The organism is Aeromonas sp. Marseille-Q5825 (genome assembly GCF_946892685.1).
GTDB classification, from domain to species: domain Bacteria; phylum Pseudomonadota; class Gammaproteobacteria; order Enterobacterales; family Aeromonadaceae; genus Aeromonas; species Aeromonas rivipollensis.
This window is the reverse complement of sequence record NZ_CAMPOU010000001.1, coordinates 1-20,544: the sequence shown is the minus strand read 5'-3', so window position 1 is coordinate 20,544 and position 20,544 is coordinate 1. Positions and strand designations below refer to the sequence as shown.

Sequence of the window (20,544 nt, the reverse complement as noted above, 5' to 3'; positions counted from 1 at the left end):
CTTGTGCTGTAGTAAGTGGGAATCCCCCTTGCTGGAGCCTTTTCGATGAACAAGATGTTGCTTGGTACCCTCGCCTTGATGCCGCTGCTGACCAGTGCCGCTACCCCTTCCTTTGACTGCGCCAAGGCCCACAGCGCGGCCGAGCAGCTTGTCTGCCAGGACGCCGGGCTGGCGGCGCTGGATAACGAACTCGCCGCCCTCTACCCCAAGGCGCTGGCCAAGCTGTCGGCCGAGCAGCAGAAGACGGAGAAGGCGATGCAGCGCGGCTGGATCAAGGGGCGTAACGAGTGCTGGAAAGAGAGCGACTCGCGCCGATGCGTGGAGGAGAGCTACCAGCTGCGCATCACAGAGTTACAGATAAAAGGGGGCCAGCTGATGGTGCCAAGCCCGGTCGACTACCAGTGCGATGGCGAGATCCGGCTCTCGACCTACTTCTATAACGAGGCCAAGCGGCCCGCCGCCGTGATCAACCTGAGCGAGGGGGCGCAGCAGTCGCAGGTGCTCGCCTTTGAAGCCCCCAGCGCCAGCGGTGCCCGTTACGAGGGGCAGAATCTCACGCTGCTGACCAAGGGGAACGAAGCCAGGCTGGAGCGCTATGACCAACCCACCCGGCAGTGCCGGGTCAGCGGCCAATAAACCCGCGCCACCATGAAAAAGCCCCGCAATGCGGGGCTTTGTTTATTCAGCGTGCGTGATTTATCTCACCATGACCGGCTCAGCCGAGACAGGGGGAGTCTGGAACTCACGCTCTGCCTCGTCGAAGCGATCCAGCATGGCCTTGGAGGGGGCCTTGTCCAGCAGGCTGAACACCACTATGGCCAGGGTGGCGAAGACGAAGCCCGGGATGATTTCATACAGACCCAGCCAACCGAACTGCTTCCAGACGATGACGGTCAGGGCACCGGCCAGCATGCCGGCCAGGGCGCCATTGCGGGTCATACGCGACCAGAGCACGGAGAGCAGCACCACGGGACCAAAGGCGGCACCGAAGCCGGCCCAGGCGTAGCTCACCAGCCCCAGCACCCGGTTCTCCGGGTTCACGGCCACGGCGATGGCGATAAGCGAAATCACCAGCACCATGGCGCGGCCGACCCACACCAGCTCTTTCTGGGACGCATTCTTGCGCAGGAAGGGCTTGTAGAGATCTTCGGTGATGGCGCTGGAGCAGACCAGCAACTGACAGCTCAGCGTACTCATCACGGCCGCCAGTATGGCGGAGAGCAGCACGCCGGCAATCCAGGGGTTGAACAGTATCTTGGAGAGCTCGATGAAGACGCGCTCCGGGTTGGCGGTGACGCCGGCAGCCTGCTCGGTGAAGGTGGAGAAGTAGGAGAGGCCGAAGAAGCCGATGGCCACGGCGCCGCCCAGGCAGAACACCATCCAGGTCATGCTGATGCGACGGGCGCTAGCCATGGAGTGGTGGGAGTCCGCCGCCATGAAGCGCGCCAGGATATGGGGCTGGCCGAAGTAGCCCAGGCCCCAGGCCATCAGGGAGATGATGGCGATGAAGTCCAGGTTCTTGAACATGTCGAGGTTGCTGGCATTCTGCGCCGCGACCTGCACCATGGCGGTGTCGATGCCGCCGACGGCGATGATGACAAACACCGGGGTCAGGATCAGGGCGAAGATCATCAGGGTGGCCTGCACCGTATCTGTCCAGCTCACCGCGAGGAAGCCGCCGAAGAAGGTGTAGGTGATGGTGGCTGCGGCACCGACCCAGAGGGCGGTGTCATAGCTCATGCCGAAGGTGCTCTCGAACAGGCGGGCACCGGCCACCACGCCGGAGGCGCAGTAGATGGTGAAGAACAGCAGGATCACCAGGGCGGAGAGGATGCGCAGCACCCGGCTCTTGTCCTCGAAGCGGTAGGTGAAGTAGTCCGGCAGGGTCAGGGCGTTGCGGTTCTTCTCGGTGTGAACCCGCAGCCGACCGGCCACCCAGCGCCAGTTGAAGTAGGCACCTATGGTGAGGCCGATGGCGATCCAGCTCTCGGAGATGCCGCCGATGAAGACGGCGCCAGGCAGGCCCATCAGGAGCCAGCCGCTCATGTCGGAGGCACCGGCGGAGAGGGCGGTCACCCAGCTCCCCATGCGGCGGCCGCCGAGAATGTAGTCGTCAAAGTTACGGGTGGCGCGATAGGCGATGAAGCCGATCAGGACCATACCCAGGATGTACACCAGGAAGGTGATGAGCATTGGGGTGCTAGCTGTCATTCAAAACTCCGTTATGTGACTCTTGTACCCGTTCTCGCGACGGGCTCTTCCTTAAAAAACCGGCCTAGATTAATCAGCAGATCGCCTGATCACAACCACTTTTAACAAATAAAAAACACAGAGAAAACGTTTCACACCTAATCAAGTAACCAATCAAGAGGGGTTAGGCCGGATTTTATCCCGACGGTGCAAGGAGTTACCCGAGCAGTCCCCTCCTTTACCCATCATAAAAAAGGCGCTGTCCCAGTTATGTGTTGAAAGGCTAACCTTGAAGTAGGTCATCACCTTGAGGGCCTCCATCATGGATACCCAAGCCTTTCAACATCTACTCTCTCTTTTCCCACAGCTCACTTTGCGCCAGCGTCGCCTCGCGCAACATGAACTCACCGCTCCTCACCCCATCACCTCGTTAGCCACCCAACTCCCCCCTTGCCAATGTTGCCCTCACTGCCAGGCCGAGGCCGCGCAGTTGGCTCCCTGGGGCTGGAGTCGAGGGCTGCGTCGCTATCGCTGCAAGCAGTGTCTGCGTACCAGCTCCGTTCTCACCAAGACGCCACTGGCCCGACTTCGCAAGGCACAGTGCTGGGAAGACTATGCCCAGGCCCTCATCGACGGGCTGACCGTGCGACAGGCTGCCGCCCGCTGCGGGGTCTGTAAAAACACCGCCTTTTTGTGGCGTCACCGCTTCCTGAAAGCCATGGCGAGCCACCAGGCGGCACGGGAAGGGGGTATCGTCGAAGTCGATGAGACCTTCTTCCTGGAGTCGTTTAAAGGGCAACGTGGTTTGCCCCGCCCGGCCCGTCATCGTGGGGGCAAAGGCCGTACCCGAGGCACAGGGTCGGATTACATCCCGGTGATGGTGGTTCAGGACCGGGCTGGTCACCATGCGGATTTTCAGTTGGAGAAAATGAATGCCGAGACGGTGATAGCGTTTTTGACACCCCTTGTCTCGTCAGATGCGGTGTTGTGTAGCGATGGCGCCGGGGTGTATGCCAGTTTCAGCAAAGCGCAGGGAGTGACCCATCAGGTCGTGCGCAATCGTCAAGGTGAGCGCGTGGTTGGCGCGTACCACATCCAGCATGTAAACGGATATCACCGTCGGTTGAAAGAGTGGATGGATCGGTTCCATGGGGTAGCGACCCACTATCTGAGGAATTATCTGGGTTGGCGAAGGATGCTGGAACGCTATGGACGGGAAGTGACTATCCCACGTTGCTTGTATGAGGCGCTGGGGCGCCCCATGCAACACGTAATTGGGACATAGCCATAAAAAAGCCCCGACCTTGGCCGGGGCTCGACATCGAGGGCAAGCGGATCAGCGGTTGATGGCGATGGGCATGCCGCTGCGCTGCTCCAGGGCCTGCTTGACCAGCTGGGAATCGCTGTCGGCGTGGGCGATGAAACGGGTCACCTCGGTCGACATGGACAAGGGCGCCGGCAGGCTGGAGTTGAACTCCTCCTGGCTGCGGGAGAGGGGCTGGTGCACTTCCAGATAGCGGCTGCCATCCGGCTCGACCGAGGCCTTGATCGGTTGGTTCACGAACTGGACGCGGGTGCCGACCGGTACCTGCTTGAACAGATACTCGATGTCGTCGTTACGCAAGCGCACGCAGCCGTGGCTCACCCGCAGACCTATGCCGAACTGGGCATTGGTGCCGTGGATGGCGTACATCTTGCCGATGTAGAGCGCAAACAGCCCCATGGGGTTGTCCGGGCCGGCCGGCCAGACCGCAGGCAGGGTCTCGCCACGGGCGGCATACTCGGCATGCATCTTGGCGGTAGGGGTCCAGGTCGGGCCCGCCTTCTTGCGCTGCACACTGGTCACCCAGTCTTCCGGGGTGTCGGTGCCGAGCTGGCCTATGCCGATGGGCAGCACCTCCACCACCTTCTTGCCTTTCGGGTAGTAGTAGAGTCGCATCTCGGCGACGTTCAGCACTATGCCCTCCCGGGGGGCATCCGGCAGGATCAGCTGGTGCGGCACGACCAGCTTCTCGCCCGCCTGCAGCAGCAGGGGATCCGCCTTGGGGTTGGCTTCCAGCATGTTGGTCAAACCGAGCTGGAACTTGGCCGCGACCGCTTCCAGGGGCTGGCCCGCCTCTTCGGCCGGCACCACGTATTCCAGGTTCTCGCCCACCAGGCGGCTGTTGGCCGCAGGCAGGGCATATTCGACGGCAAGCACGGGCATGGCGGTCAGGAGCAGGCTGCAGCACAGTGCAGCCGCCGTGTTGTGGAGGAGCTTCATAACTTTCCTGTGATATTGGGTGATTCAGGACTCTGGCCAGGCCGGGGCGTGCGCGCCCGGGGCGAAGAGAAGGCCGCCATTTTTCTCCTCTGCACCGCAAATTTCAACCGACACGTGGTGACGGGTCGATGATTAATATGGCGTTTTCCCCTGGCCTCATCCTGTAACAATAATCAAATCACCCGTTCTTCCAGGCATGCATGTCATAACCGGTTGGAGATTGATGCAACCGCAGATGAAATTGCCCGATAATGGCGAATATATGGTCGAATATATCGGCTTGGATCCCTTCGTAATCGGCCCAGGCGGTGGTCGCCGTGAAGCAGTAGATCTCCAGCGGCAGGCCGTCGGAAGTCGGTGCCAGCTGGCGCACCATCAGGGTCATGTCCTTGCGAATGCCGGAGTGGGCGCGCAGGTAGGCATCCAGGTAGGCGCGCAGGGTGCCGAGGTTGGTGAGGTGGCGGCCATTGATGGGGCAGCTGATGGCGTCGCTGAGCTGCTGGTTGTAGCTGCTCAGCTCCTGCTCCTTGCGGCTGAGGTAGGGGGCCAGCAATTTGGCCTGCTTGAGTGTCAGCTGCTCGTCTGCCGTCAGGAAGCGTACGCTGGTCATGTCGATGTTGACGCTGCGCTTGATGCGCCGGCCACCGGATTCGGTCATCCCCTGCCAGTTCTTGAAGGAGTCGGAGATGAGGGCATAGGTGGGAATGGTGGTGATGGTCTTGTCCCAGTTCGACACCTTGACCGTGGTGAGGCCGATGTCGGTCACCTCGCCATCGGCGCCGTACTTGTCCATCTGCAGCCAGTCACCGACGCTCAGCATGCGGTTGGCGGAGAGCTGGATCCCGGCCACCAGGCCGAGGATGGGGTCCTTGAACACCAGCATCAGCACCGCGGTCATGGCCCCCAGGCCGCTGAACAGGAAGAGCGGCGACTTGCCGAGCAGCAGGGCTATCATCAGGATGCCGACCAGTATGCTGGCCACCAGTTTCACCCCCTGGAAGATGCCGCGCAGGGGCAGGTCCCGTCCGAGCCGGGTATAACGGCTCACCGACAGCAGGCAGTCGAGCAGGGCGAACAGGGCAAGCAGCAGGAACAGCAGGATCCAGAGCTGGGCCAGCATCTCGATAAGCTGCAGGCTGTCGGACTCCCTGGGCAGCCAGATCTCCGCCTGACCGAGCAGCACGGCCCCTTGCAGTACGAAGGCGAGCCGGTAGAAGAGCCGCTGCTGCAGCTGGGGCGGCAGCCACACCTGCTTGGTCTTGCCGAGCAGCCCCACCAGGCGCACCAGCAGGATGCGGTGCAGCACCAGGTGCAGTGCCAGCGCGGTCAGCACGATGAAGCCCAGGGCGATCACCAGCGCCATCATAGGGGTCACATCGACACCCAGGCCTGACAACCAGTTGAAAAATATCTCCTTCATCTCTACCTCCGGGACGTGAAACTGCCGTCAGGGTACGTATCTGGCCCCTCATGTCAAATGACAGCTTGCTCAATGTGCCGCTGAAACGACAACGCCCGGCACAGGCCGGGCGTTGTTTCGGTGCGAGGGGGCCTTAGCCGACCAGGCTCAGGGCATCGCGAGCGATGACCAGCTCTTCGTTGGTGGGCATCACCAGGGCCAGGCGGCTGCCTTCGGCCGTGATGGGGCCTTCACCGCCCAGCACGGCGGCGTTGTTGGCTTCCTTGTCGACCTTGAAGCCGAACAGGGCCAGACGCGCCAGCACCATCTCGCGCACCATGGCGGCGTTCTCGCCGATCCCGCCGGTGAACACCAGGGCGTCCAGGCGACCGTCCATGGCGGCGGCATAGGCACCGACATACTTGGCAACTCTGTAGGTGAACACATCCAGCGCCCGCTTGGCACCGGCGTCGGTGGCGTAGTTGGTGGTGACATAGCGGCAGTCGCTGCTCGCCTCCGTCATGCCCAGCAGGCCGGACTCGCGGGTCAGCACATGGTTGATCTCGTCCACGCTGTAGCCGAGCTGGTCGTGCATGAAGAAGACCACGGCGGGGTCGATGTCGCCAGAGCGGGTGCCCATCGCCAGCCCTTCCAGCGGGGTCAGCCCCATGGAGGTGTCGACGGACTCGCCGTTCTTGATGGCACAGACGGATGCACCGTTGCCCAGGTGGCAGTTGATGATGTTGAGCTCGGACAGCGGCTTGCCCAGCGCCTTGGCGGTCTCTTCGGCGATGAAGCGGTGGGAGGTGCCGTGGGCGCCATAACGACGGATGCCGTTCTCCTGATAGAGCTTGTAGGGCAGCGCGTAGAGGTAGGCTTCCTGCGGCAAGGTCTGGTGGAAGGCGGTGTCGAACACGGCCACGTTTTTCTCGGCCAGGGCCGGGAAGACCTTGAGGGCGGCACGGATACCGATGAGGTGCGCCGGGTTGTGCAGGGGGGCGAACGGAATGGCGGCCTCGATGCCGGCGATGACGCCATCATCGATGCGAACGGAGCGGGAGAACTGCTCGCCACCGTGCACGATGCGATGGCCGATGGCGACCAGCTGCTCGGCGAGAGTCGGATCCTGGGGCAGGATGTGGCCCACTATGTGGTCAAGGGCTTCCTGGTGCGCGGCACCGGCGCCCAGCATGGCTTCGCCCTTGACTCCGTGGAGTTTCCATTTGATACGTGCGTCATCCAGATTGAAGCATTCGGCCAGGCCGGACAGCATGTCCTCACCTGTTTCGGCGTCCATTACGGCAAATTTCAGGGAAGAGCTACCGCAGTTAAGGATCAATACCAACTTGCTCATGTTCTACATCTTCCTGTGCTTCGGCTTTATGCCGACAGTGTCGTGTCATCCAACATGGATGGGATTCCCCTGCCGGGGGCGTTATGGTCGCAGGAAAGTGCGCCCAATTTTTCAAACTGTCTGGCGCCGACCGCCAACTCTGGGCCAGGCGCGCTTATCCTTTCAAACTGTCTGGCGCCGACCCATAGTCTGGCGCGCTTATACTTTCAAACTCTCTGGCGCCAGCACATGGTCTGACGCACTCATCTTTCTCAAACTCTCTGGTGCAGACCCGGAGGCTGGCGCGCACATCGATTCGTCAATGCGGGACAGGCCAGCGCCCATTCGACGCGGCCCTGTCGTGGCGGGTGCCCGGGCACCCGGCGCTGCGGCTCAGACCGAGGTCAGCAGCGACTGGTGGACCTTGACGACCAGCTTCTTCACCAAGCCTGGGGTAGTCAGGGTACAGAGAGGGCGATGCAGTTCTCCCGGCCAGAAGATGGCAAAGTCGCCGGGCTGCAACGCCAGATAACTGGTCTGGTCGTCATCGACGAACCAGAGATCGGGGTGGGGATGATCGGCGCCGTCGCTCACATAGGCATGGGGCCCTACGCCTATCCACTCCTCCCCCCGCAGCAGCAGCTGGATATCCAGATACTGCTCATGAAACTCGCCGCGGCGATCCGCGACCGGCTCGGTCAGATCCTCGCTCACCAGGCAAAACAGCTTGAGGCCGTTTATGTCCTGCTTGCCAAGGGGCGCCTCACGCCAGTGGGCAAGGCTCTTCACCACCTCGGCCATGATGCGGGCCAGCGGCGCGGGCAAGGGGGTGCGTTGCAAGGTATCCAGACTGCCGGTGATCATGGGGTTCGCATCCTTAGGTATATCTGCCGTCTATCTTTGTCCATCAATGAAAAAGGACCCCTAAAGGTCCTTATTCAGCGTCGTCTGCCATCCGTGCAGACTCGAAAGGAGCCTGGTTCATCTTGTTGGCGCCGGGTCACTGTTGCACAGTCGCCCGCTCCTTGCCAAGAGATACCCGCTCATTCACCCGATGATCGTACCAGTTGAAACAATATTATTCACTAGTCCATTGCCACCGACTTTGACCAGACGCAAAAACGGGAGCATCTGCTCCCGTTTTTTTCACCGAATCGGCGTCATTCAAACCTTGCTGGCGTTCTCCACCGGCTTGGCATACATGGCACGCCAGATGGCCTTGTGCTCTTCCGGCACCTCCGACTGACGGGTCAGGAAGGCGGTCTGCTCTATGGTGCTGGCCTTGCCGGGCACATCCGCCGCCAGATAGTTGCCGGGGAAGAGGCGGTAGCTGCTCCAGATCGCCTTGTCGATGAGCGCGGCCAGTTCGTCCGGATCGCTGAAGCCCTCTGTGATGGGGGCGCCGAAGGAGACATGTACCCGCCCCTTCTGACCGACGATGCCGGCGACTATGCTCTCGATGTCCTCGAACTCGCCCTTCTCGTAGCTGCCGTTGACCGACTTCTCGTACAGCTCGCGCGCCTTGGCCTTGTCGGTGGGATCCACCTCGTAGCTGATGCTGACCGGCACTATGTTGAGGCTGCGCATGTAGTCGACGAAGTCGATCTTCTGCTTCTTGCCATCCACATAGAACATCTTGAGGATGGCCGGATCCGTCTTGTCGTCCCCGTTCTTGGCGCGCCCTTCCTTCTGGGCGATCCAGATGGAGTGCCCCTCGTGGACCGACTGGCCTATGTAGGCCGACAGCTCGCCGAGGGCCTTCATCATCTCCCGCGGCCCCTTGGCGGAGCGCTTGACGATGAAGCTCTTGTTGAGCTTCATCAGCTCGGTGGCACAGGGCTTGCGCAGCAGGTTGTCACCGATGGCGATGCGCACCGTATCGAAGCCATGGGTGTGCAGCCCCCAGTTGACGAACGCCGGATCCATGGCGATGTCCCTGTGGTTGGAGACGAACAGGTAGCCCTGCTCCTTCTTCAGATGCTCAAGGCCGGAGAAGCTCACCCCCTGGGTGGAGGTGGCTATCATGCGACTCATGTAGCGGGTCACCCCCATCTGCACCTGGTGGATGGTGCTGACCTTGGCCCACTTGTGGCGCAGGAACTGGCGGATCAGCGGGCGAATGGCCCAGCCCAGCCAGCTCATCAGGGAACCGAAACGGTATTTGGCGATGGCGCCGATAAACTCGTCATCCTGGATCAGCCGCTCGATGGCAGCCGGCACTTCGTCATCGCGATAGGGGCGAATGTCCGCGAATCTATCTACTTCTGTCACAATGTCAGCCTTGCATGTATGGAGTCGCGACCAGCTGCTGCTGGCCGGGAAAATTCAGGGCGCAATTTTACACGCTTTTGGGGTCAGGGGTATGAGAGGCATACAGATAGTGCGATCTTGCCGTGAAAAAGCCGCCAAATCATGGGGAGCCAGGATCCAGGACGGCCTGCGCCCATGGCTTGGCGAGGGACTGGTCCCGCACTAAGAAAGCCACATGCTCCTCAACCGGCCGGATTGAGCAGCGCGGTGAGGACGTGGTCCTCCCAGCGGCCGTTGATCATCAGGTAGTCCCGGGCATAGCCTTCCTGCTCGAACCCGAGACGCGCCAGCAGGGCGCCACTGCGCCGGTTCACCGGCATGTAGCTTGCCATGATGCGGTGCAGGTCGCGCTCCCGAAACAGGTAGTCGATGCCGGCGGCCACCACCTCCTGCATCAGCCCCTGCCCCTGATGATCCTGATCGATGGCATAACCCAGATGGCATGCCTTGAACATGCCCATCATGATGTGGGTGAAATTGCAGGTGGCGAGCACCCGCTCCCCTTTGGGATCGAGCGCAACCAGTTGTACGGCGCTGCCGTCGAAAAACTGGCCGTAACCGTCGCGCAGCCGCCCCTGCCAGTGACCCAGGGTGTAGAAGGTCTCGTCCCGTCTCGGCTCCCAGGGCTGCAGGTGGGTGCGGTTGCGCCGGTAGAAATCCAGCATCAGCTCGGCCCGCTCCGGGGGCAGGACGGTCAGCCGGGTGCGGGCCGTGGTGATATGGGGCAGGGTCAGCACTGTGCCTCCCCATGCTGGCCATGCAGGGCGCCAGTAACCGGACTGGGCCGGGACCCCATCAGTGATCCCTTTCCCGCAGCCTGAGCCAGTCATCCCGCAGCAGACCGTAGTGGACATGATCCACCACCCTGTCAGCCAGCCGCTCCGCCCGCCGGGTGATCCCCTCCTGCTGCATGCCGAGCCGCTCGCACACAGCCCGGCTGGGTTCGTTCTCCAGCGCGGCGCTGATCTCCACCTTCTCCATCCCCATCTCCTCGAAGGCGTGATGGATCAGGGCCTGACAGGCCCGGGTGATGATGCCATTGCCCTGCCAGCGCTCCGCCAGCCAGTAGCCGATGCTGACCTTGGCCAGCCCCTGATCGATCTGGTTGTAACCGATGACACCGACCACCTCCCCCTGATACTCGATGGCGGTGGTCAGCCCCTCGCCTCGGGCAAATTTCTCGATGGCGTGGCGAATGAAGGTGGCGCTGTCGGAGGGCTGCTGGATATGGGGCACCCAGGGCAGCCACTGGGAGAGATAGTCGCGATTGCGCTGACAGAGGCGAAAGAGTTCGCTGGCCATGTCGGGCTGCAGAAACAGGAGCGCCAGCTCGTCATCCAGTTGCCATGAAAACATTGCTCCTCCCCCGCCTTTGGTCCGACATCCGCCGTTATGGGAGCCAATGTAGTCAATCAATCCCTTGTTTGCCAAGGACTTTCGGCGCCTTCAACCGGCAGGCAATCCCCATATGGATGTGCCCATTTGGGCACTGTTTTGTACCTTGCAGCAATCAGCCCTTCCCGTGGCACAAGTCACCACATTCATGACGAATTTCAGCAGTCACAAATGGCAACAGTCAGATCTGCTACGCCTTTATGCTGCTCTGTCACATATGACAGGCAGTTATTTCAGACCGGCGCACTAGTGTAAGAGCGCCGGGCAACGGACCCGGCGTGCAATCTTCATCGACTAAGGAAAGACGAGATGAACAAAGTCTATTTGGCCGTGGTACTGGCCTGCTGGGGAAGCGCCGCCATGGCGGCAGAACAGGTGGAAGTGAACCAGGTCTCCGACCTGACCGGCGCTGTGAGCGGCGCCGCCAGGATAGGCGCCATCGCCACAGGGGATGGCGAGTTTCGCCAGGTGCGGACGGTGACGCTGCCCAATGGCCAGCAGCGGGTGCGTTATGAGCAGACCTGGCAAGGCATCCCGGTCTGGGGTCAGGTGCTGGTGGCCGATCAGGCCCTGGGGGGCCAGGTCAACCAAGTGTCCGGCACCATGCTGCGCAAGATAGATGCCGACCTGACGGGCCCGACTGCCACCCTCTCCCCTGCCGATGCCGCCCTCAAGGCCCGCGCCGGAGCCAAGGGCAGCAACGAGAGGGTCAAGCTGTTCGTGATGCAGGATGAGGCTGGCCAGGCTCGACTGGTCTACCTGGTCTCCTGGCTCGCTGCAAGCGAACAGCCGAGCCGTCCCTTCGTGATGATCGATGCCCAGAGCGGCAGCGAGCTCAAGCGCTGGGAGGGGATCAACCACCAGGACGCCACAGGCCCGGGGGGCAACCTCAAGACCGGCAAGTACTTCTATGGCGCCGATTTTGCTCCCCTCAAGGTGGACGACAGCTGCCGCATGAGCAGCAGCAACGTGGACACCATCAACCTCAATCACGCCACCAGTGGGGGCGCAGTGCACCAGTTCAGCTGCCCGGAGAACAGGGTCAAGGAGATCAACGGCGCCTACTCGCCGCTCAACGACGCCCACTTCTTCGGCAATGTGGTGTTCGACATGTACCGCAACTGGTACAACACGGCGCCGCTGAGTTTCAAGCTCAAGATGCGGGTGCACTACAGCCGCAACTACGAGAATGCCTTCTGGGACGGCAGCCAGATGACCTTCGGCGACGGCGCCACCACCTTCTACCCCCTGGTGAGCCTGGACGTGGCGGCCCACGAGGTAAGCCACGGCTTCACCGAGCAGAACTCGGGACTGGTCTACTCCGGTCAGTCGGGCGGCATCAACGAGGCCTTCTCCGACATGGCGGGGGAAGCGGCCGAGAACTACATGAAGGGCAGCAACGACTGGCTGGTGGGGGCCCAGATCTTCAAGGGCAACGGCTCCCTGCGCTACTTCGAGGACCCGAGCCGGGACGGCAGCTCCATCGGCCATGCCAGCGATTACTATGATGGCATCGACGTGCACCACAGCTCCGGTGTCTACAACCGCGCCTTCTACCTGCTGGCCAGCACCAACGGCTGGCACACCCGCAAAGCCTTTGAAGTGTTCGTGCTGGCCAACCGCCTCTACTGGGGCCCCAACACCACCTTCGACCAAGGCGCCTGCGGCGTGACCAGGGCGGCCACCGATCTCGGCTACAGCCTGAGCGACGTGGCGGCTGCCTTCAGCGCGGTCGGGGTCAACGCCAGTTGCGGCGCCACGCCCCAACCCGGCAAGGTGCTGCAAAACGGGGTCGCCGTGACCAATCTCACCGCTACCAAGGGGGGCAAGCTGAACTACACCATAGAGGTGCCAACCGGCAAGAGCCAGTTGGTGATCGCCAGCAGCGGTGGCAGCGGGGATGCGGATCTCTACGTGAAATTTGGCAGCGAGCCGACCAGCAACAGCTATGACTGCCGCCCCTACAAGAGCGGCAACGCCGAAACCTGCACCCTGAACGCGCCCAAGGCGGGCACCTGGCACGTGCAGTTGAGCGGCTTCAGTGCCTTCTCGGGGGTGAGCCTCAAGGCCAGCTACTGATCCCGAATGTCAGTGAAGGGAGAGCGCCGGACTTGTCCGGCGCTTTTTTTCATGCGGGCTTGCCCGACCAGCGCCGGGCCAGGGTGCGCGCCGCCTCCAGCACCCGCTCCTTGGCGGGATTGGGCCGCTTGCCGCTGCGCCAGGCCATCATCACATCCCAGTGATCCGGCGGCAGATCCGTCACATCCAGTTTCACCAGGCGACCAAACTCCAGATCCCGGGTGATGGCGAGCGCCGGCATCAGGGTGATGAAACCGTGCTCCAGCGCCAGCTCCCGCGCCGCACTGGCGGGCTGGATGGCGTGCAGCGGGCTCGCTACCTGGCGCAGCAGCCGCAGTTGCAGGATCAGCTCGTCACAGCCTGTGCCCCACTGCTGGGGGGCCAACCGCTCGTTGGCGATGTCTTGCAGGGTCAGCCCCTGCCGTCCGGCCAGCGGGTGGGTGGCGCAGGCCACGGCTATGATGGGGGAGCGATAGAGCAGCTCGAGCTGGATGCCCGCGATGGCGGGACACTTGAGGATGAAGCCGACGTCGGTCTCGCCGGTCAGCAGCTCCTGCATGATGACGCCGGAGTGATCCGTGCTGCAGCGGATCTCGAACGCCTCGTCCACCAGGGCCAGCAGCAGGGGACCAAACACCACAGTAGTCAGGGAGGGAAGGCAGGAGAGCCGGATCCGCGGCAAGGCGGGTGCCCCCTGCATCGCCAGCCGCCCCCCCTCCAGCGCACTCAAAGCGCTGGTGGCCGCCGGCAGGAACTGCTCGCAGGCCGGTGTGGGGGTGGCGCCACGGCGGTGACGGCGGAACAGGGACTGGCCCAGCTCCTGCTCCAGCACGGCGATCCGCTGGCTGACCATGGGTTGTGACCAGCCGCGAATGGCCGCCACCTTGCTGAAGCTGCCACGGTTGGCCACATCCAGCAGCAATTGCAAATCGTCGAGTGTCACAGCCATAACCAAATCCAATATGAAATATAGCCAGTTGTCGGCTACCACTATATCTGGAGCCCCACCAGAATAGCAGCATCAATCGTCGTGAAATGGCAGAACGCCAGCGAGTCAGGGACTTATCGTCGCCCTTGGCTCTGTTTGGTGACGGCGCCATTCGGATAATGAGTACACAACAAATAATGTCATCGAAGCAAGCAGGGGTATAAGGGTCATGGTGGAGCGGGCGAGGCGGTTGGGGCGGTGGTTCTTGGCATTGGATTCCCTCTTGGTGATCCTGGGGTTCTTCGTGGTGATGCCCATGATAAGCCTGCGATTCGTGGATCAGCTTGGCTGGGCCGCCGGTGTGGTCGGGCTGGCGCTGGGCCTGCGTCAGCTGACCCAGCAGGGGCTGGGGGTCTTCGGCGGCTCCCTCGCCGACAAGTTCGGCGCTCGCCCCCTCATCGTCTGCGGCATGTTGCTGCGGGCGCTGGGCTTTGCCAGTCTGGCCTACGCCCAGAGCGGGCTTGAACTCATCGTCTCCTGCATCATCTCGGGGCTAGGCGGCTGCCTGTTCGATCCCCCCCGCGCCGCCCTGGTGATCAAGTTCACCCGCCCGCGGGAGCGCGGCCGCTACATCTCCCTGCTGATGATGCTGGAGAGCGCCGGCGCCGTGGTGGGGGCCCTGCTCGGCAGTTGGCTGCTCAACTTCGATTTTGAATATGTCTGCCTGCTGGGGGCTGGCCTGTTCGTCTGCGCGGCCCTGTGCAACCTGCTGATCCTGCCCCCCTACAAGCTCTCCCTGCGCCCGACGCCGATCCGGACAGGCCTCGGTCAGGTGCTGGCGGACAAGGCCTTCTGCCGGCTGGTGCTCATCCTGAGCGGCTACTACGCACTCTGGGTGCAGGTGATGCTGATCTTCCCCATCCTGGTCAAGCAGATGGCGGGCAGCACCACGGCGGTGGGCTGGATGTATACCCTGGAGACCGCCATCTCCCTGGCCCTGCTCTACCCCCTTGCCCGTTACGGCGAGCGCCACTTCAAGCTGGAAAACCGCCTGATGGCGGGGGTGCTGCTGATGACGGCGGGGATAGGGCTGGTGGCCTTTGCCACCACCCTGCCCGCCGTCTTCATGCTGCTTGCCTGCTTCTATCTCGGCATCGTCATCGCCGAGCCAGCGCGGGAGACGCTCATGACCAAGCTGGCCCAGCCGGGTGCGCGCGGCAGCTACATGGGGTTCAGTCGCCTGGGTCTGGCGCTGGGTGGCATGACGGGTTACGTGGGGGGCGGCGCCCTGCACGACTACGCCATGGCCCAGGGACAACCCTGGCTGCCCTGGTTGGTGCTCGGCACCGTCGGCGTCACCACCCTGCTGCTGCTGGTGAACTGCTTTCAGCGCGATTCCCGTCTGGCCCAGGTCAATGCCTGATCCTTGAGCACCCAATGCTGATGACCCCGGGGCGCCCCTCGTGCGAGGTGGCGCCCTTCTTTTATGCGGCAACACAGGGTCAACGGCCCCCTCCCCTGACCTGTATCCCCCTCTTTCCTCACCCCACTTTCCATCACCCCACAAGCCGAATGACGCACATAAAAAAAGCGGCAGATTGCTCTGCCGCTTTGTGTCCATCTGGCTGGGTTACTTATCGATATCCAGCAGATTGTTGTTCAACATATAGTCGATGACCTGGTTGGCCGTGGACCCCGAGCCTCCGGTCAGGGTGTCGAAGGTGTGGTTCACCAGCACTATCTCCTGGGTCACAGGTGCCGCGCTGCTCTCTTTCACCTGCAGGTGCACCCCTTCACTGTCCTGGAACACAGAGAGCAGGCTCTTCAGGGAGCCTTGGTTCTTGCTGCCATCGCTGTCGAGCAGGTCGCTCAGATCCAGCTTGTCCCCTTCCGACTTGGAGAAGTCGACCACATAGTCCTTGGCAACGGAGCCTGCGACCGTGTCCCCCTTCAGCCAGGTGAAGGTATCGGACCCCTCATCCCCCTTGAGAACGTCGTTGCCAAGCCCCCCGATGAGGATGTCGTTGCCCAGCCCGCCACTCAGTATGTCATTGCCGGTACCGCCATAGAGGGTGTCGTTGCCGCTGCCGCCAGAGAGACTGTCGTTGCCGCTTTCACCATAGAGGATATCGTTGCCGCTGCCGCCGAACAGGGTGTCGTTGCCGGCACCGCCATACAGGAAGTCATCGCCCCCTTGGCCGAACAGGATGTCATTGCCATCCCCACCGTAGAGGGTGTCACCCTTGTCATTGGCCGACGACTGATCGAACTCGCTGGCATGATCCCTGATGTAGGCGTGCACCTGGACATCGGTCACCGACCCGGCGCCCAGCTTGCCGGCCACATACTGCTTGATGGCCGCATACCCTTCCCCGCTGATGCCGGTAAAGCGCACCGCGTCGCCAAACAGTATGTCGTCGCCCGCCCCGCCATCGAAGCGATCGGCCCCCGGCAGGTTGTTGACGGAAGTTCCGAGGATGGTATTGGCCAGATCGGAGGCATCAACGTTGGCATGGGTGAGCCCATCCGAGTCATAGGACGTGAGGTCGTCTTTGGATATGTTCGCCCCCAACCCGATGGCCTCTACTGTCACCCCTTTTGAGGTTAATAGCTGATAACCCAGCAAGGAGTCGGTGCGAACGTCCTGGGTGCTATTTTGACCATCCCCCCCCAGCAACTGGATCATATTCTTACCGTTGCTGCCTTTGACAATGACCCCGAGGATTGTGTCCGACCAGGATCCCCCACGCTCTTGAGTCCACTTAATCACTTCCCCCTTGCTGTTGACTACTTCGACACCGCGATAGCTCACGGCATTGCCGAGCACATAGTTATTCAGGTTCAAAGAGGTGTCGCTGAGATAGTCATCATCTCCATTACGCGAGTCGATCACCTTGATATTACTCAGCACGCTAGTAGTGCCGAGATCATAGAAGGTCGGTTTGCCGTCGGTAATGAAATAGGCCAGGTTCTTGGCACCAAGATTCGCCGTCGCCGTACTACTGGCAAACCAATCAGCCGTCTTGCCAAATACCGCCTCATAGTTGGTCCCACCGCCAGCGGTCATTTTCTCAAGAACATTGAACAGTGCGGTCAATGCACCGCTATCGGTCAGATTGACACTGACACTACCATGGGTCGTGGTATCGAAATCGATGAGGAAGACATTGACTGTCCCCGCACTATCCATCCCAGTTGAGCTCTTCAGGCTGGTAAACACTTGGGATAGCTGGAGCTTGATGGTCGCCATGGCGTCGCTGCCGATACTGCCGGAGCTGTCCACCATAAAGGCGATGTTGTAGTTCTGGCCGGGCAACACCACGCTGCCATCCAGATCCCCCACCACGATATTGTGCTCGCTGCCGTAGGTCCGGTTCTGATTGCCCGGCTCCCCTTCGGTGGCGTTGAAGTAGCTCAGGCGGATGCTGTCTTCGTCGCTGGCCGTGTTGATCTGATCAACATGCAGCTCCCGCGTGGTCGCCTCAACCTTGAGATCCACCTGACCCGCCATGGCACCTGGTACCCGCAGGGTGAGGCCGCTCAAGGAGACATCCAGAGCATTGCTGCTCCACAGACCGCTGCTCGCAGGCAGGCTGAGTTTGCCCTCCGCCCCGACCGTGCCAAGCAGATCATTCCCCTGATAGAGCTTGCTCCCTGCCGGCAAACCGCTCAGCAACAGGCTGTCGAGAACTTCACTGCCATCGCGGTCCGTGAGGGAAACCTTAATATCGATCGGATAATCAACCTGAGTCGGCTGTACCAGGGTCAGCTCGCCCGTGGTCTGATTGATGGCATAAATGCCGTCATCGAACTGCACATGCTCTATGTCATGGAGCGCCTTGATGACTCCGACGCCCCTTTCACTCACGCTGAAATCAAACCAGGCATCATGGATTGAGTGGCCGCTCCCTTTCTGAACCACATAATCGGCCCGGTTGCCACGCAGCACGGCAATGTCATCGCCCGTACCACCATAGAGACCATCACTGCCAAGACCGGCTACCAGGATATCGTTGCCAGCCTCACCATAGAGAGAGTCCCCCTGTGTCGAGTCACTGCCAACCAGCAGGTCATCTCCCCCTTTACCGTAGAGCATGTCGCCGCCGCCCTTGCTGCTCAACAGGTAGTCATTCTTGGTATCGGATCCATTCAGCTGATCATTACTGCTGCTGGCATCCCGCTGCGGAGCACCGACTCCCAGTGCAGTGCGGTCGATAGTGCCTGACTGGAAACTGTCGGTGCTGATGCCAGAGCTAGGGAACCCCTGGTAGAGGGGGGTACCATTACCACTCAGCACCACATCCACGATCGGCTTGTCGGCCACCGCCGCCACGTCGATCACCAGCTTGCCGCCGCTGCTGAGGTTGGCACCGTCGCTTATCTGATAGCCGATGCTGGCATAGTCGCCCTTCATATTGCCGGCCAGGGCGCCATTTCCGTTGGCGGTACTGGTGCTCGATTCATTCAGACCGGGCACGAAGCGCAGATGGCCCGCATTCACCTCGACGTAGGAGATGAGAGATCCAGTTTGCACCGCAACCCACTGCCCCGCCGCATTGAGGTATTCGAGGGTACCGTTCAGGGGCAGGGTGTTGATCTGCACCCCGAGATCGCTCGCTGCCTGATCGTCGCTGGCACCGAACTGGGCCCAGGTCAGCACCTGGGGCTTGTCTTCCTGCCCGGCACTGTGGCCACCGGCCGCCGTCGGCGCCCGATCGTTGTCGACGATAGTACCTGTGCCGCTCTGGCCACCTATGGTCACAGAGAGGGTCTCGTTTGCCTCGACCAGACGATCGTTCACCGTAGGTATCGTCACGGTGAAACCGGATACCCCGGCCGGCACAGTGATCTTGCCGGTGGTGCTGTTGTAGGTCACCCCGTTGCTGAACTGGGCAGTCCCCCAATCCAAGTTGGATGCGGGGTTGCTGCCGCTGCCCCTGATGGCGAAGTCATATTGCGTCGCCTCCTGGGTCGCGTCGGACAGGGTCACCGTATGTTCCAGGCTACCGCCTTCGGTCACGCTGTCGACAGAGATCCCCTGAACGATGGGCGTAAAGAGCGGCTTGGTGGCAAACGACCCGATACTCACATCCCCATCGCCATCCGTCACCTTGATCTGGAAGTCGATGTTGCTGTCCTCCTGGGGTTTGGACATGTTCTGATACTGGAAGAACTCCCACTTGCCGGTGGCCGGGGTGAACTCCAGCCTGAAGACCAGGTTGTCGCCCGCATCCTTGCCGAGCAGGGTGTTGGCCCCACTTGAGCTAATGGTGACCAGAGAACCGGCGGCCGTCCGCAGGCCGCTCTCGAAGGAGCTTGGATCCAGGACCAGTCCCATCGAGCCCTTGCCATCAGCCCCCCATTGTGGCGTCACAGTGCCGGAGCCATAGGCGATGGCCTGCGCCGTATCTGCACCGAGGAACTCGATGCTCTTCACCGTCAGGTCGCTGTTGTCCTGGGTATTGGTGTTGCCGTTGTTGGTCGCCTTGATCACCATGGTATCGAAGCCGCCTTGTTGCACCTGGAAGTTCTGGTTGAACTCCCCGCCTGCTGCCGTCGAGTTGAATACCAGGGTATTGATCAGCTCACCACCGCGATAAAACTCCACCACCCCGCTTTCCAGCTCGCCACCGAACATCTGGCTGAACTTGATGTTGGCGCCATAGGCGACCTTGCCCGCATCCAGCTTGATGACCAGTTGCTCGGAGGCAGAGGTGCCATCCGCAAAGTGACGGAAGTCGATCTCGTTGGCGATGTTGTGATAGGGCCCCTTGTCGCTGGCCACACCGAGCCCGGCGCTGGAACCGTTCACATCTGCGGTCTTGAGCGTCGAGTTCTTGTCCGAGGTAAAGCCCAGGGCACTGATGGTGAAGCCCGTCATGTTCAGGGTCGAATGGTTGCCGCTGAACTGGGTCAGATCGAAGAACCCGGTCAAGGTGTTCGGGATATTGGTCTTGACGACGGACACGGCGTCGGCATTGCCAGCGATGGGGGAGTCATCCTCGATGCTGACATCCAGCTTGCCCTTGGTGCTGCCGCTGCCATCGGAGACCTCCACATCCAGCTGGAACGACAACTTGTCTTCCTGGGTGGTATCAGCATGATCGAGCGGCCCCTTGAGGGTCACCTCATAGGTCCAGTCCCCCTTGCCACTGACATTGGGGGCGGTCAGCTTGACCTCGACCACCGCCTTGTAGTCTGCAGCGCCCGCCGTGCCGGTATAACCGGTCAACACCTTGGTCGTTGCATTCCAGCTCCACTGCACCGCAGTACCGCCGGAAGTCAGACCGGACGGCCCACTCAGGCTGATGGTCAGGCTATCCTGGCTATCCAGGTCGCCGACCGTGATCTTGCCGCTGGCAGCCACGCTATCCGTGGTGTCGCTGTTGCCTGCCGTATCGGCGATACCGCCAGCAAGGCCCTCTTCAGATACTACGGCCCCCTTGTCGATGCTCAGTGTCGGTGCATCATTGGTGCCGGTGACCGTGATGGTGACGTCCTGGGTGGTGGTCGCCCCCTGATCGTCCGTCACGGTGACCGTGAAGGTCTCGGTAAAGCGGTCATTGGCCGACAGGCTCTGGCTGTTGGTCATGGTGTAGAGCCAGGCGCCGCTGCTGGCGTCCACCGTGAAGCTGCCGTACGTGCCG

Annotated in this window: 14 protein-coding genes; 4 read left to right on the top strand and 10 right to left on the bottom strand. The window is 61.6% G+C overall.

What is annotated here, in order from left to right:
• The first annotated feature begins 45 nt into the window (after positions 1 to 45).
• The gene (locus OC537_RS00070; RefSeq protein ID WP_262108250.1) at positions 46 to 636 is read left to right on the top strand and encodes an MliC family protein; all 591 of its coding nucleotides are present in this window, start codon (positions 46 to 48) and stop codon (positions 634 to 636) included.
• Positions 637 to 696: 60 nt separating this feature from the next.
• Here OC537_RS00070 and putP read toward each other — a convergent pair whose 3' ends face one another.
• Entirely contained in the window at positions 697 to 2,211 is a 1,515-nt protein-coding gene (gene putP, locus OC537_RS00065; RefSeq protein WP_139746129.1) for a sodium/proline symporter PutP, read from the bottom strand.
• Between the two features lie 301 nt (positions 2,212 to 2,512).
• Between putP and OC537_RS00060 the strand changes: the two genes are divergently transcribed.
• Complete coding sequence (locus OC537_RS00060) at positions 2,513 to 3,475, top strand: IS1595 family transposase (protein ID WP_262108247.1); 963 nt, start codon at positions 2,513 to 2,515, stop codon at positions 3,473 to 3,475.
• A 51-nt stretch (positions 3,476 to 3,526) separates the two neighbouring features.
• On the opposite strand, the gene OC537_RS00055 is transcribed toward OC537_RS00060, so the two are convergent.
• The 7 genes from OC537_RS00055 to OC537_RS00025 form a co-directional block, all read right to left on the bottom strand.
• Complete coding sequence (locus OC537_RS00055; RefSeq protein ID WP_005328224.1) at positions 3,527 to 4,453, bottom strand: L,D-transpeptidase family protein; 927 nt, start codon at positions 4,451 to 4,453, stop codon at positions 3,527 to 3,529.
• Between the two features lie 178 nt (positions 4,454 to 4,631).
• Positions 4,632 to 5,873, bottom strand: a complete 1,242-nt coding sequence (locus OC537_RS00050) for a mechanosensitive ion channel family protein (RefSeq protein WP_025325897.1) — start codon at positions 5,871 to 5,873, stop codon at positions 4,632 to 4,634.
• A 133-nt stretch (positions 5,874 to 6,006) separates the two neighbouring features.
• Positions 6,007 to 7,206 carry an acetate kinase gene (locus OC537_RS00045; protein ID WP_262108241.1) on the bottom strand — a complete coding sequence of 400 codons (1,200 nt, stop codon included), beginning with the start codon at positions 7,204 to 7,206 and terminating at the stop codon, positions 6,007 to 6,009.
• Positions 7,207 to 7,578: 372 nt separating this feature from the next.
• Positions 7,579 to 8,049: a YhcH/YjgK/YiaL family protein gene (locus OC537_RS00040; protein ID WP_262108239.1), complete on the bottom strand. Its 471-nt coding sequence runs from the start codon at positions 8,047 to 8,049 to the stop codon at positions 7,579 to 7,581.
• A gap of 300 nt (positions 8,050 to 8,349) precedes the next feature.
• A complete protein-coding gene (locus OC537_RS00035) occupies positions 8,350 to 9,456 on the bottom strand; it encodes a 1-acyl-sn-glycerol-3-phosphate acyltransferase (protein WP_025325894.1) in 1,107 nt (368 codons plus the stop codon).
• Between the two features lie 221 nt (positions 9,457 to 9,677).
• On the bottom strand, positions 9,678 to 10,229 hold the full coding sequence (gene rimJ / locus OC537_RS00030; RefSeq protein WP_262110531.1) for a ribosomal protein S5-alanine N-acetyltransferase: 552 nt from the start codon (positions 10,227 to 10,229) through the stop codon (positions 9,678 to 9,680).
• A gap of 61 nt (positions 10,230 to 10,290) precedes the next feature.
• Positions 10,291 to 10,851 carry a GNAT family N-acetyltransferase gene (locus tag OC537_RS00025; RefSeq protein WP_025325892.1) on the bottom strand — a complete coding sequence of 187 codons (561 nt, stop codon included), beginning with the start codon at positions 10,849 to 10,851 and terminating at the stop codon, positions 10,291 to 10,293.
• 348 nt (positions 10,852 to 11,199) lie between these two features.
• Between OC537_RS00025 and OC537_RS00020 the strand changes: the two genes are divergently transcribed.
• Positions 11,200 to 12,969, top strand: a complete 1,770-nt coding sequence (locus OC537_RS00020; protein WP_262108234.1) for a M4 family metallopeptidase — start codon at positions 11,200 to 11,202, stop codon at positions 12,967 to 12,969.
• 49 nt (positions 12,970 to 13,018) lie between these two features.
• On the opposite strand, the gene OC537_RS00015 is transcribed toward OC537_RS00020, so the two are convergent.
• Positions 13,019 to 13,918, bottom strand: coding sequence for a LysR family transcriptional regulator (locus OC537_RS00015; RefSeq protein ID WP_025325890.1), 900 nt, complete (start codon positions 13,916 to 13,918; stop codon positions 13,019 to 13,021).
• Positions 13,919 to 14,126: 208 nt separating this feature from the next.
• On the opposite strand from OC537_RS00015, the gene mdtH reads away from it, so the two are divergent.
• Positions 14,127 to 15,320 carry a multidrug efflux MFS transporter MdtH gene (mdtH, locus tag OC537_RS00010; RefSeq protein ID WP_139746124.1) on the top strand — a complete coding sequence of 398 codons (1,194 nt, stop codon included), beginning with the start codon at positions 14,127 to 14,129 and terminating at the stop codon, positions 15,318 to 15,320.
• A 207-nt stretch (positions 15,321 to 15,527) separates the two neighbouring features.
• On the opposite strand, the gene OC537_RS00005 is transcribed toward mdtH, so the two are convergent.
• On the bottom strand, positions 15,528 to 20,544 hold a 5,017-nt coding region (locus tag OC537_RS00005; protein WP_262108225.1), incomplete at its 5' end, for a type I secretion C-terminal target domain-containing protein.

Coding starts and splice junctions, on each gene's coding strand:
- OC537_RS00070 (WP_262108250.1), top strand. CDS start 46: ATGAACAAGATGTTGCTTGGTACCCTCGCCTTGATGCCGCTGCTGACC.
- putP (WP_139746129.1), bottom strand. CDS start 2,211: ATGACAGCTAGCACCCCAATGCTCATCACCTTCCTGGTGTACATCCTG.
- OC537_RS00060 (WP_262108247.1), top strand. CDS start 2,513: ATGGATACCCAAGCCTTTCAACATCTACTCTCTCTTTTCCCACAGCTC.
- OC537_RS00055 (WP_005328224.1), bottom strand. CDS start 4,453: ATGAAGCTCCTCCACAACACGGCGGCTGCACTGTGCTGCAGCCTGCTC.
- OC537_RS00050 (WP_025325897.1), bottom strand. CDS start 5,873: ATGAAGGAGATATTTTTCAACTGGTTGTCAGGCCTGGGTGTCGATGTG.
- OC537_RS00045 (WP_262108241.1), bottom strand. CDS start 7,206: ATGAGCAAGTTGGTATTGATCCTTAACTGCGGTAGCTCTTCCCTGAAA.
- OC537_RS00040 (WP_262108239.1), bottom strand. CDS start 8,049: ATGATCACCGGCAGTCTGGATACCTTGCAACGCACCCCCTTGCCCGCG.
- OC537_RS00025 (WP_025325892.1), bottom strand. CDS start 10,851: ATGTTTTCATGGCAACTGGATGACGAGCTGGCGCTCCTGTTTCTGCAG.
- OC537_RS00020 (WP_262108234.1), top strand. CDS start 11,200: ATGAACAAAGTCTATTTGGCCGTGGTACTGGCCTGCTGGGGAAGCGCC.
- OC537_RS00015 (WP_025325890.1), bottom strand. CDS start 13,918: ATGGCTGTGACACTCGACGATTTGCAATTGCTGCTGGATGTGGCCAAC.
- mdtH (WP_139746124.1), top strand. CDS start 14,127: ATGGTGGAGCGGGCGAGGCGGTTGGGGCGGTGGTTCTTGGCATTGGAT.